Here is a 13,230-nt window from a genome sequence, read left to right as displayed (position 1 = left end):
CGAGTTTGCGGATCGAACGCGAAACTACCGCGTACAAGTCACAGGTCCGACACATCTCGTTACGATGGCTGACCGGAGAGGGCGCAATGGTTCTGCAGGATCATAACCGAGGAAGGGCTTCCAACCTTCCCACACGCGGCCCGTGAACGCTCTGAGCTGGCGAAAGTCAGTGTCATTTGCCCGTCGTTGGGCTTCTATTCAACAATTTACGGTGCTTCGAATGTGATGCTCGTCACAGCTCACATCCGATCGACACCGGTCGACGCCATCACCAGCTCGACGAGTCGGCGCACCGCGAACTCGTAACCGCGGATGCCGAACCCCGCTATGACACCTTCCGCGACGCCGGACACATAGGAACGGTGACGGAACTCTTCACGGGCGTGCACGTTGCTGACATGCACCTCGAAGATCGGCACCTCGGGGATGACCAGCGCGTCCCGCAGCGCCACCGAGGTATGCGTCCATCCGCCGGGATTGATGACGATTCCGCACGCATGACCACGTGCCCCGTGGATCCACTCGAGCATCTCGCCCTCGTGGTTGGTCTGGCGAGCTTGCACGGTGAAACCGGATTCCGCCGCGGCCGAGGTGGCAATCGCCACCGCGTCCTCGAGGGTGTCGGCGCCGTAGACATCAGGCTGCCGGGTGCCGAGCGCGTTCAGGTTGGGCCCGTTCAGCAAGAGGATGGGCGCACGGTCACCGGATTCGCGGCTGTCGATCATGGGGCAACTGTATGGCTCGGCGCGGCACCGCAAGAGAATCCGACACGCCCAGGCGGTTACCATCTGCGTTTGTGCCTGCTGACGCCCCGACCGTGAAACCGACCCACGACCGGGCGCGGATCGCCAAGCTCGCTGCGATCGTCACCGGTCTGCTCGGCGTCTTCCTTGCCCTGGCCACGCCGCTGCTGCCCGTCAATCAGACCACCGCCGAGGTGAACTGGCCGCAGCAGGACAAATTGCAGTCGGTGCTGGCACCACTCGTCTCCTATGTACCGATCGACCTCGACATCACGGTGCCGTGCAGCGCCGTCGACCAGCTCACCGGGCCCGGCCAGACCGTGCTCGTCTCGACCACCCCGAAACAAGCCGAAAAGGCAGTTGCCCGAGGTCTTTTCATTCGCAAGTCCGGCCAGGCGACGGACGCACTGGATCGGCAGTCCGTCGAGGTGGTGGTCCGCAACACCCCCGTGGCCTTCGCGACGCTCGCGGACATCCGGTCGCAGGGTTGCGAGAGCATCAAGGTGACCGCGACCGCTGAATCGGTGAAGGCCGAGTTCGTCGGGATGACCGACGCCGAAGGTGAACCCCTCGTCGGCGAGACGACCGACGGCGACCAGCGCCCCCAGATGACCGGCATCTACACAGACCTGACCGGCGCTGCGACGTCGCTGCCCGGCCTGACGGCGCACGCCACCATCGACGATCGGTACAGCACCGCCCCCACTGTCCTCAAGTGGCTCGCGATCGCGGTCGGGGTGCTCTGCACGTTGATCTCTCTCGGTGCGTTGGCCGTGCTCGACTCCACCGATGGCCGTAAGCACCGCCGGTTCCTGCCCGCGCGATGGTGGACGTTCAACGCCCGCGACGGCGTGGTGATCGGCGCGCTGGTCATCTGGCACATCGTCGGCGCGAACACATCGGACGACGGATACATCCTGACGATGTCGCGGGTTGCCGAGCACGCCGGCTACACCGCCAACTACTACCGCTGGTACGGCGCGCCGGAGGCCCCATTCGGCTGGTACTACCAGGTGTTCGGATGGCTGGCGCACGTCACCACCGCCAGCCCGTGGATGCGCCTGCCTGCGCTGGTCTGCGGAATCCTGGTGTGGCTGATCCTGTCCCACGAGGTGCTCCCTCGCCTCGGCCGCGCGGCGACCACCAACCGGATCGTGCCGTGGACCGCCGCCTTCGTGTTCCTCGCGTCGTGGTTCCCGTTCAACAACGGACTCCGACCCGAGCCGATCATCTGCCTGGGCGCGCTGCTCACGTGGTGCTCGGTGGAACGTGCGATCGCGACCGGCAGGATCCTTCCTGCGGCAGTGGCCTGCACGATCGGAGCATTCAGCCTCGCGGCCGGACCCACAGGTCTGATGGCGGTCGCGGCGTTGATCGCCGGTGCCCGTCCCATGGTGATGGCCCTGATCAAACGGGCCAAGGCCATCGGCGGAGACCTCAAGAGTTATCTGGCGATGGTGGCTCCGGTCGCCGCAGCCGGGGTGTTCGTGATGTTTGTCGTCTTCTCCGATCTGACCCTCGCCGCATTCACACAGTCGACGAGCATGAAGACAGCACTGGGCCCCTCACTGCACTGGTACAACGAGATCGACCGGTACTCGGCGTTGTTCGAGTTCTCGGCGAACGGCTCGGTGTCCCGGCGGTTCGCGGTGCTGGCGATGCTCGTCGGGCTGGTGGTCTCCGGCGCGATGCTCATCCGCAAGAGCCGCATACCCGGTACGGCGCTCGGCCCGTCCCGCCGCATCGTCGGGATCACCTTCGCCTCGCTCATCTTCCTGATGTTCACCCCGACAAAATGGACCCACCAATTCGGTGTGTTCGCCGGACTGGCGGCGGCACTGGCCGCCATCGCGGCCATCGCGGTGAGTGCCGAGGCGATGCATGCCCGGCGCAACCGGATGCTCTTCATCGCACTCGTGCTGTTCATCACCGGCCTGTCGTTCACCGCACCGAACGCCTTCTTCTATTACTCGAACTGGGGCATGCCGTGGGGCGCACTTCCCGTTCGTTTCGGGGTCGCTCTGGGCAGCGTGATGCTGTACCTCTGTGCAGCCGCCTTGCTCGTGGCGTTCTGGTTCCACTTCCGCGAACCGTTCGATCGGCGCAAGGACGCCGCCGCGGCCGGCTCACGGGTGTCGGGCACCCGTCCTCGCCGGTGGTACAGCACACTCGCCGCGGCACCCCTGGCCGTCGCGGGTGCGTTCCTCGTGGTCTTCCAGATCGGCACCGGTGTCGCCTCGGGCGTGAAGCAAAGTGGATCGTTCTCCATTCCGTCGTCGAACGTGGATGCCCTGCGTGGGGACATCTGCGCGATGGCCGAGAAGGTCCTGGTGGAACCCGATCCCTCAGGCGACCTCCTCGAGCCGGTGGACGGCAACGTCGCACTCGGCCTGAACGGCTCGTCCGAACCGGTCGAAGGGGCGCCTGCCAACGCGGGTTTCACCGCAAACGGTCTGCCGCTGACACTGGACTCGACCGCAAGCGCGGGCAGCCTCGGCGTACTCGGAGGCAACGTCGCCATCTCGCCAGATGTGCTCAATTCGAACGCGGGCGGGACCGGCGGCGGCGAGACCGATCAGGCAGGCGTCAACGGCAGTACGGCAAAGCTGCCGTTCGGGCTGGATCCGGCCGTCACACCCGTGCTCGGCAGCTATTCGCAGAACGACCAGTTCCCCTCGTACCTCACCTCGTCCTGGTATCGGCTTCCCGCACGGAACGCCGACACCCCGCTGATCACCATGGCGGTCGCCGGTCAGTTCGACATCGAGAACATCAAGATGGAGTACTCGACCGGGTCCGGCGACTCGAACCAGGACTTCCAGGTGGCGGGCGAGGTCGATCTGATCGACCCGGGTCCACGACCCTCCTGGCGGGACCTGCGCACCTATCGCAGTTCTTTCCCCAACGACACCACGGCGATCCGCATCGTCGCCAAGGACGAGAACCTCGCACAGGACAGCTTCATCGCCCTGACGCCTCCCCGATCACCGCGTCTGCAGACATTGCAGACGATGGTCGGCAGCACCGATCCTGTCCAGCTCGACTGGACCAGCGGACTCGCGTTCCCGTGCCAGCGCCCGTTCGACCATCGCGACGGGGTCGCCGAGATCCCGCAGTGGCGGATCGCGCCCGGTGCCGATCTGTCCGCCGCGGTCGGCGCCTGGCAGGACGCCTTCGGTGGTGGACCACTGGGCTGGATCGAGGTGGCCCTGGACAAGACCACGGTGCCCTCCTATCTCGAGGGCGACATCGGTCGCGACTGGGGTTCGCTGGTCCGCTACGAGCCCTACGGTGAGCCGGCGGATCTTGCCGAACTGAAGCTGGGCGAGACCACGCGGTCCGGACTGTGGAGTCCTGCGCCCATCCGGTACTGACTGTGCCGTAGGTCACCGCAGCGGGCACAGGACCGATCCCCCGCTCGGGGGAGGTTCGGGCTCTCAGGTCAGTGCAATACCATCGTTGCTCGTGCCTGTGTCCTCTCACATCCCCAGTGCGGGGACTGTCCGTTGGACCGCAATCGTGGCGGGACTGGTCGGGATCGTGCTGTGTGCGATCACCCCTCTGCTGCCGGTCAACAAATCCACCTCGAAGATCGATTGGCCCGCAGGTCAGCCGCTTTCCAGCGCGACCGCTTCGGTCACCGCACCGCTGATCGCGCAGACGCCACAGACCCTCGATGCGACCATTCCGTGCTCCCTGATCGACAGCCTCGGAACCGACGGGGGCCTGGTGCTGGCAACGATGCCGCCGAGCGCCCAGCAGTTCAATCAGAAGGCCCTGGTGGTCTCCGCCTCCGCGTCGTCGGTGTCGGTGGTGTTCCGTAACGAGCTGGCTGCCACGGCGCCCCGCGACGCCGTCGGATCGCCGCAGTGCCGCGATCTGCGGATCTGGTCGAACCCGGGAGGGGTGGGTGCACAGTTCGTCGGTCTCGGTCCGGTCGGCACCCTGGGCATCGACCAACGACCACAGTTCGACGGCGTCTTCACCGACATCCCCACCGACGACGTGAAAGCCGCCCAGGCGCAGGGGCTTTCGGTCACCACAGTGGTGGACACGCGCTTCTCCTCGACGCCGACCCTGATCAAGCAACTCGCGTTGATCGTCGGGATCATCGCGATCGCCGTCTCGTTGATCTGCCTCGGCAGGCTCGACTGGCTCGCCGGTTACCACCGGCGGATCGGCACCCCCGCATGGGGCAAGGTACTGCGACCGCGTCTCACCGACCTGGCCGTCACCACCGTGCTGCTCATCTGGCACTTCCTCGGCGCCGGCTCACCCGACGACGGCTACATCCTCAACATGGGCCGCGCGTCGGAGGGTGCCGGTTATCTCGCCAACTACTACCGCTTCTACGGCATCGCCGAGGCGCCGTTCGACTGGTACTACTCGTTCCTGGCCCTCTGGTCGGAGGTGTCGGCCTCGGGACTGTGGATGCGCATCCCTTCGCTGGCCGCAGGCCTCGGGTCGTGGTTCATCCTGTCCCGGGTGCTGCTGCCCCGGCTCGGTGCCGGAGTCCGCCGCAGCGCCTGGGCCATCTGGGCGGCTGCGGCCGTCTTCACCGCGTTCTGGCTGCCGTTCGCCAGCGGTCTGCGCAGCGAATCGATCATCATCCTGGGGTCCCTGCTGACCTGGTGGGCCGTCGAGCACGCCATCGCGACGCGCCGATTGCTACCGGCCGCCCTGGCTGCGATGTGCGCCGGGCTCACTCTCGCCCTGGCGCCGCAGGGTGTCATCGCGGTCGCCGTGCTGATCGTGGGCGCCCGGCCCATGCTGCGGGTGCTGCTCGAACGCGGCCGCGATCCCGAACGCGGAAACCGCGTGCGGGTGCTCAACCTCGCCGCTGTGATGGCACCGTCCATCGCGGCTGCCTCGCTGGTCGTGCTCGTGGTCTTCCGCGATCAGACCTTGGCATCGGTGTTCGATGCCGTGCGCACGCGCTACATCGTCGGACCGACCATCTCGTGGTGGCAGGAGTACCTGCGGTACTACTTCATCACCGTCACCACCCCCGACGGCGCCCTGACCCGTCGGGTGCCGCTCCTGCTGTTGCTGTCGTCGGTGTTCGCGACACTCGCGGTGATGTTGCGACGCAAGAAGATTCGTGCGGTCGATCCGGGGCCGGCCTGGCGACTGCTCGGCGCCACGCTGATCACGTTGCTGCTGATGATGTTCACACCCACCAAGTGGACCATCCACTACGGCGTGTTCGCCGGTTTCGCCGCTGCGCTGGCCGCCACGGCCACCATCGCTGTCGCCCAGTCGGCGGCGCGGTCGGTGCGCAACCTGTCGGTCTTCGTCGCGGGACTGCTCTTCGCCCTCGCCGCGGCGATGGCCGGCGAGAACGCCTGGCCCTTCGCCTACAACTTCGGCATCTCGTGGTTCGACAAGGCACCGGTACTCGCCGGTCGCGAAGTGTCCACCATCTTCCTTGTTCTCGCCGTGGTGGCAGGCGCCGTCGCGGTGTGGCAGCACCTGCGCCTCGACTACGTCGCCAACAAGGGGCTTGCCCACGGACCCGACGCGTCGGCCGCCGAGGCGCGGTCCGACCGCCGCCGCCTGTTCATCGCCTCCTCCCCCATCGCCCTGATCGCCGGTTTCATGGTGATCTGCATGCTGGCGGTCTTCGCCAAGGCCGCGTTGTCGCGGTATCCCGCCTACACGGTGCTCGGTGCGAACTTCGATGCTCTTCGCGGGAACAGCTGCGCGATGGCGGATGCGGTGCTGGTCGAGGAAGACCCGAACCGCGGCATGCTGACCCCTGCCGACGGTGCATCGGCGCCCGACGCCCTCGCCGGCGACGATGCGGTCGGTTTCACCCCGAACGGCGTTGCCGGCGACCTGACACCCGAGGCGGGCTCCGCCCGCCCCGGCCAGATGAACGTGTCGGCCAGCTTCAACAAACCCTTTGTGGTCTCGGGGGCCGGTGCCGGTATCACCGGCGGAACCGGGCCGGAAACGGTCAACGGTTCCACCGTGGCGCTGCCGTTCGGGCTCGACCCGGCCACCACGCCGGTGCTCGGCAGCTACGGGTACGACTCGGGAGAGGCGTCACTGACCACCGGCTGGTACAACCTCCCCGCCCGTGACGCGTCGCCGCTACTCGTGTTCAGCGCCGCCGGACCGGTGTTCACGTTCAACGAGGAGGGTGTGGCTACCTTCGGGCAGCAGCTGAAGGTGCAGTTCGGCGTCCCGAACCCCGATGGGTCGTTCACCGACCTCGGCCCGCAGATCGTGCCCATCGACCCCGGGCCCGACAAGCCGAACCGGCCGTGGCGCAACCTGCGCGTCCCGATGGCGCAGGTCCCCCGGGATGCCACCGCCATGCGGATCGTGGCCAAGGACAACAACGTCAACCCCAAGCAGTGGCTCGCGGTCACCCCACCCCGCGCACCGCAGCTCAAGACCCTGCAAGAGGTCGTCGGATCGGACTCCCCCACGCTGATCGACCTGAGCGCGGCGTCTCAGTTCCCTTGCCAGCAACCGTTTTCCATCACCGATGGAGTCGCCGACATCCCGCAGTGGCGCATCCTGCCGGACAGGGTGACCGCCGCCTCCCAATCCAAGACGTGGCAGGCCGCGGACGACGGCGGTGTGCTGGCCGTGCCCGAGGCGCTGGCGCGGGCGAACACCGTGGCGACCTACCTCGACGACGACTGGTATCGAGACTGGGGGTCGCTGGAGAAGTACACCCCCTTGGTGCCCGATGCTCCGGCAGCCGAGATCACCACGGGGACAGAGAAGAACTGGGGATGGTCACGCACCGGCTCACTGAGGGTGGTGCCGCAGGAAAATGAGTGAAAAGGCGAGCACCATCAACACAGAACCGCCCACGGGAAAGCGGAGCCTGAGCCGCTACGTCGGCCCTGGCTACCGCAACGTCAAGATCGTGGCGGTTGTCTCCGGCCTCATCGGGTTCCTGCTCGCCTGCCTGAGCCCGCTCATGCCGGTGAATCAGACCACGGCGCAACTCAACTGGCCACAGGACAACCAGGTGGTCAACGTGGCGGCGCCGCTGGTGTCGTTTGTCCCCACCGACATGCGGGTCTCCGTTCCCTGCTCCACCGCTGCCGACCTCCCCGCCGACGGTGGGGTTCTGCTCTCGACGATCCCCGCCGGCGGGCAGGAGGCCACGTCCAAGGGCCTGTTCATCCGGGCCACGTCCGACAGCATCACGGTGACCGGCCGCGACGTGGTGTTGCTGACCGCGGATCGGGCTGTCGCGCAGGCGGATCCGAACTGCCGCATCATCGTCGAGGCCGACGGTGAAGGTACGGCCGGGCGCATCGAGAACGGCGGCTCCGAAGGCCAGTTGTCCTTCGACGTCCGCGATCCCAATCTCCGACCACAGATCGTCGGCGTCTTCACCGAACTCCCCCAAGGCACCTCACCCGAGGGGTTGGAGTTCAGCGCGACAATCGACACCCGATTCGTCACCACCCCCACCAACCTGAAGTTCGCCGCCCTCGTCATCGGTGTGGCAATGACTGTGGTGTCGCTGATCGCGCTCGCGCTCCTCGACTCCCGCGACGGTCGCAGACATCGGCGCATCCTGCCCACCCACTGGTGGACCATCCGGTTCTCCGACGTCGTGGTGTTCGCGGTGCTCGGTTTCTGGTGGCTGATGGGGTCGAACACCTCCGACGACGGCTACAACTTCACCGTCGGGCGCATCGCCGGAGAAGCCGGGTACGTCGACAACTACTACCGCTACTACGGAGTGCCCCAGGATCCATTCGGCTGGCATTACCAGGTGATCTCGGCGATGACCGAGGTCAGCCTGTCGGCGCCGTGGATGCGTCTGCCAGCGTTCTTGCTGGGCCTTCTCGGATGGTGGCTGATCTCGCGTGAGGTGATCCCGCGCCTCGGCCGAACGGTCCGCCACTCCACCCCGGCTCTGTGGTCGGCAGCGTTTGTGTTCCTGGCCATCTGGATGCCGTTCAACAACGGCCTGCGCCCCGAACCCGCACTCGCCATCGGCGCACTGCTCACCTGGTGTTGCGTCGACCGCGCCATCGCCACCGGTCGGTTGCTGCCGCTGGCGATCGGTTCGGCTGTTGCCGCCTTTACCCTCGCGCTCGCACCAGGTGGCCTGATGGCCGTCGCGCTGCTGCTCGCCGGAATCCGCCCACTGCTGAGACGAGTGGTCGCACGCAGGCACCGCGACGGGCTGCTACCGCTGCTGATGCCCATCCTCGCCGCGGGAACATCGGTGCTGTACAACATCTTTGCCGATCAGACCCTCTCGACGATCCTGACGTCGTCGCAGGTCGCCTCCGAGGTGGGGCCGACGCTCGAATGGTGGCAGGAACCCGTTCGGTACTACTACCTGATGTTGCCCACAGCCGACGGCACGTTGTCGAGGCGATTCGGCATCCTGATGGCGTTCCTGTGCCTGATGGTGGTGCTGCTCATGTTGCTGCGCCGCCGCCAGCCGATGGGCATCGCGAAGGGGCCCACCTGGCGCCTGGTCGCCGGTGTCTTCGGCTTCATGTTCTTCTTGGCCTTCACCCCCACCAAGTGGACCCACCACCTCGGTGTCTACGCCGGTATCGGCGCGGCGCTGGCCGCCGCGGCGGGTGCGATGATGGCGCCTGCTCTGTTGCGACGCAGGCGTAATCGCACTTTCTTCGCCGCTGCGGTGCTGTACGTGGTCGCGTTGTCGTTCGCCGGCACCAACGGCTGGTGGTTCGTGGCGAGCTACGGCATCCCCTGGTGGGATCAGCCGCCTGCCATCGGCGGGATCCGGGTCACCTGGATCGTGCTGGTGATCGCTGTCGCCACCACGCTTGTCGGCCTCTACCAGCACTTCCGGGACGACTACGTGGACGCCGAACGGCGGGCGTCCGGGTCGAAAGCACTGCACAGACTGGCCTTTTCACCCATGCCGGTGTTGGCCGGCCTGGTGGTCCTGTTCATGCTGCTCTCGTTTGTCAAGGCTGCGTACGAGCAGCGGGACAGCTGGTCGTGGCTGAACTCCAACGTCGACGCACTGAAGGGCAACATCTGCGCCCTCGCCAATGACGTTCTGGTGGAACCGGATCCGAACCGCGGACTGCTGGCACCGGCAACGGTGGCCGGGCAGGCCGATCTGTCGCCCGGCGACGCGTTGGCCGGCACGGGCATGGCGGGATTCACCCCCAACGGTGTGCCGAACGATCTGTCGGTGGATGCCACCGAGACCAGCGACACCACCACGGCGCAGAACACCGCCCAGACCGGGGCCGGGTCGGGCGACACGACAGAGGCAGACGAGGCCGGTACCGGTGGCGGACAGGGCGCCCTCGGCGTCAACGGGTCCACCGTGCGGTTGCCGTTCGGACTCGACCCTGCCGAGACCCCCGTCCTGGGCAGCTACGGTTCGCAGAACGCATCGCTCACCTCGGCCTGGTACCAGATGCCGCAACGACAGGCCGATGCGCCGTTGCTGACCCTGTCGGCTGCCGGCCGTATCGCCGCGGTGGACGGCGAGGGCATCGCCCAGCCCGGACAGCAACTGGTGGTCGAGTTCGGCAGGCCCGGACCGGGGAACACGGTCATCCCGATGGGACAGATGAGCCCGATCGACATCGGCGATCCACCCATCTGGCGCAACCTCCGCTTCCCGCTCTCCGACGCCCCCACGGGTGCCTCGGTGGTCCGGGTGATGGCCAAGGACAACGCAGGCGCACCGGATCAGTGGCTTGCGGTGACGCCGCCGCGCATCACCACGATGCGCACGCTCAACGACCTGGTGGGCAAGGACGATCCGGTCTTGATCGACTGGCTGCCGGCGCTGGTGTTCCCGTGCCAGAAGCCGATGGCGGTGAAGTACGGCGTCGTCGAGGTTCCGCAGTGGCGCATCCTCCCCGACGCGCAGGCAACTCGCCAGAACAGCCAGACGTGGATGTCCGCCGATGCCGGTGGTCCGTTGGGAGTCACCCAATCGATGTTGCGCGCCACCATCATTCCGTCTTATCTGCGGAACGACTGGGGTCGCGATTGGGGTTCGCTGCAACAGTTCAGCGAGATCGCACCCGCGAAGCCCGCCGAACTGACGATCGGATCGAGCACGCACTCGGGTCTGTGGTCGCCTGCGCCGATGCGAGCGGCCCGGTACTGAGCCCTCGGTTCCGCCTGTTTCCTCCGACTTCAGTCACACCCTCCGACTGCAACCGGAGGAACAGGCACGAGTCGGAGGAACTGGCAAGCAGGCGTCCACCAAAGCCCCGTTCCCCGCCGATTCCCTCCGACTTCAGTCACACCCTCCGACTGCAACCGGAGGAACAGGCACGAGTCGGAGGAACTGGCGAGCCGGAGGAAGTGACTGCAGCGGGAGGATCTGCGGCGTCGCGGGGCGGCTGTGTGCAACGGTATGAGGATGGGAACGGTCCGGTCCACGCCAGCTGTACTACGCCTGTGGCGCACAACGTGGTTGCGTGCCGCCGTCATCGGTCTGGGCTTCGGGTTCGTCGCGGTCCTCGGCTGGTACTTCATCACTCCCGGGATCACGGAGTCGTCGACCAAGGTGCACGTGCCGTCCGGCCGCGACCTCGCCCTCCACGTGCCGGGCTGGGTCTGGCTGATCCCGGCCGCCTTCGCGATCTGCGCGGGTCTGCTCGGCTGGGCCACCGAGCGCTTCACCGCGCGGCTCGGTCCGAGCGCCCGAAGTGAGGTGCTCAGTCTGACGACGGTCGCGGGCTGCACGCTCGGTGGCGCAGCCATCCTGGCGACGATACGGCTGGTCCCCCACAAGGCCGTACTCGTCTCGGGTGACGGTCAGCTGCCCGACATCGGCTTCGGGTGGGCGTATGCGTTCCCCGTGGCCGGATTTGCCATCGGCGTGATGCTCGCGGGTGGCATCAGGCATCCCGACGACGACAGCTGAAACCCCCACACCCTCCGACTGCAGCCACATCCTCCGGTTGCAACCGGAGGATGTCACCACACGCGGAGGATCTAGATCGGCATCAGGAAGTGCTTACGCGGCGACCGCAGGATGTGCTTGTCCTTCAGCTGCGCCAACGCTTTTCGCAGCTGCAACCGAGTACTCGACGGATCGATCACGGCGTCGATGTAGCCCCGCTCGGCGGCGAGGTACGGAGTCGCCATCATGGTGTTGTAGAAGTCGACGAAGTCCTTGCGGATCTTCGAAGCCTCCTCCGGCGTCGCGTTCTCGGTCTGCCGCCGGGTCAGGATGGTGGCCGCGGACTCCGCACCCATCACCGCGATCTTGGCTGTGGGCCACGCGAAGTTGATGTCGGCGCCGAGCTGCTTGCAACCCATCACCGCGTAGGCGCCGCCATATGCCTTGCGCAGCACAACGGTGATTTTCGGGACGTCGGCCTCCACGTAGGCGAACAGGAACTTGCCCGAGCGCCGGATGGTGCCCTTCTTCTCCTCCTCGACGCCCGGGAGGATGCCCGGGGTGTCGACCAGGAAGATCAGGGGGATGTTGTACGCGTTGCAGATTCGGACGAAGCGAGTGGCCTTCTCCGACGAGTCGGTGTCGAGCACACCGGCCATCACGTTCGGCTGATTGGCCACCACACCCACCGAGATACCGTCCACCCGCGCGTAGCCGGTGATGATGTTGGGCGCGAACAACTCGGCGACCTCATGGAACGCACCATCGTCGAACACGCGCAGGATGATGTCGCGCATGTCGTAGCCGGTGTTGTCGTTGTTCGGCATGAAGGTGTCGAGTGAGAGGTCGCTCGGGGTGATCTCCGGTTCGAGCCCTGGATTGATCACCGGCGCCTTCTCGTGGCAAGAGGACGGCATGTACTCGAGATAGTCACGCACCCATTCGAATGCGCTCTTCTCGTCATCGGCCAGGTGGTGGATGTTGCCCCACTTGGACTGGTTGTACGAGCCACCGAGTTCCTCGGCCGAGACGTCTTCGCCGTTGACCTCACGGAGGATGTCCGGCCCGGTGACGAACATGTAGCTCTCGTCCTTGACGCCGACGAGGATGTCGGTGTTCGCGGGGGTGTACACCGCGCCCCCTGCACACTTGCCGAGGATGATCGAGACCTGCGGCGCCAGCCCCGACAACAAGTCGTTGCGACGGCCCATCTCCGCGTACCAGGCCAGCGATGTGACCGCGTCCTGGATACGGGCGCCGGCGGAGTCGTTGATGCCGACCATCGGGCAGCCGATCTTGCCTGCCCACTCCATGATGGCCGAGACCTTGCGGCCGAACATCTCACCGACCGTGCCGCCGAACACCGTCTGGTCGTGCGAGAACGCCGCGACCGGACGGCCGTTGACCAGGCCGTGCCCGGTCACCACACCATCGCCGTAGCCGCTGTCCGCGGCGCCGGGCATCTTGGCGAGTCGGCCGAACTCGACAAAGGTGCCGGGGTCGAACAACATGTCCAGTCGTTCGCGAGGCGAGGCGATGCCTTTGGCAGCCCTCTTCGCGACCGCCCGCTCGCCGCCGGGTTCTTTTGCCGCCTCGAGCTTCTCGCGAAGTTCCTTGAGCTTGCCGGCGGTGGTGTCAGTCAAT

6 protein-coding genes are annotated in these 13,230 nt (G+C 66.5%); 4 read left to right on the top strand and 2 right to left on the bottom strand.

Translation table 11 applies throughout. The annotated features are described in order from the left end of the window. Positions 1–239: 239 nt before the first annotated feature. Positions 240–725: a type II 3-dehydroquinate dehydratase gene (gene aroQ / locus WIMU1_RS00890; RefSeq protein WP_062794753.1), complete on the bottom strand. Its 486-nt coding sequence runs from the start codon at positions 723–725 to the stop codon at positions 240–242. A gap of 71 nt (positions 726–796) precedes the next feature. Between aroQ and WIMU1_RS00885 the strand changes: the two genes are divergently transcribed. From WIMU1_RS00885 to WIMU1_RS00870, 4 genes are all read left to right on the top strand, one after another. Further along, entirely contained in the window at positions 797–4,117 is a 3,321-nt protein-coding gene (locus tag WIMU1_RS00885; protein ID WP_245969183.1) for an arabinosyltransferase domain-containing protein, read from the top strand. A gap of 91 nt (positions 4,118–4,208) precedes the next feature. After that, positions 4,209–7,541, top strand: coding sequence for an arabinosyltransferase domain-containing protein (locus tag WIMU1_RS00880; protein WP_084247925.1), 3,333 nt, complete (start codon positions 4,209–4,211; stop codon positions 7,539–7,541). Continuing rightward, positions 7,534–10,842, top strand: coding sequence for an arabinosyltransferase domain-containing protein (locus tag WIMU1_RS00875; protein ID WP_084247924.1), 3,309 nt, complete (start codon positions 7,534–7,536; stop codon positions 10,840–10,842). Before WIMU1_RS00880 ends, WIMU1_RS00875 begins: the two co-directional genes overlap by 8 nt. A gap of 258 nt (positions 10,843–11,100) precedes the next feature. Continuing rightward, positions 11,101–11,607 (top strand): hypothetical protein, encoded by a 507-nt coding sequence (locus WIMU1_RS00870; RefSeq protein ID WP_147431442.1) that lies wholly within the window; start codon positions 11,101–11,103, stop codon positions 11,605–11,607. A 71-nt stretch (positions 11,608–11,678) separates the two neighbouring features. Here WIMU1_RS00870 and WIMU1_RS00865 read toward each other — a convergent pair whose 3' ends face one another. Further along, positions 11,679–13,229 (bottom strand): acyl-CoA carboxylase subunit beta, encoded by a 1,551-nt coding sequence (locus tag WIMU1_RS00865; protein ID WP_062794750.1) that lies wholly within the window; start codon positions 13,227–13,229, stop codon positions 11,679–11,681. Between the last annotated feature and the right edge of the window lies 1 nt (position 13,230).

Source organism: Williamsia muralis NBRC 105860 (assembly GCF_001598915.1).
Taxonomy (GTDB): Bacteria; Actinomycetota; Actinomycetes; order Mycobacteriales; family Mycobacteriaceae; genus Williamsia; species Williamsia muralis.
Note: the sequence above shows the minus strand (reverse complement) of the source record. Positions and strands in the feature narration are given on the sequence as shown.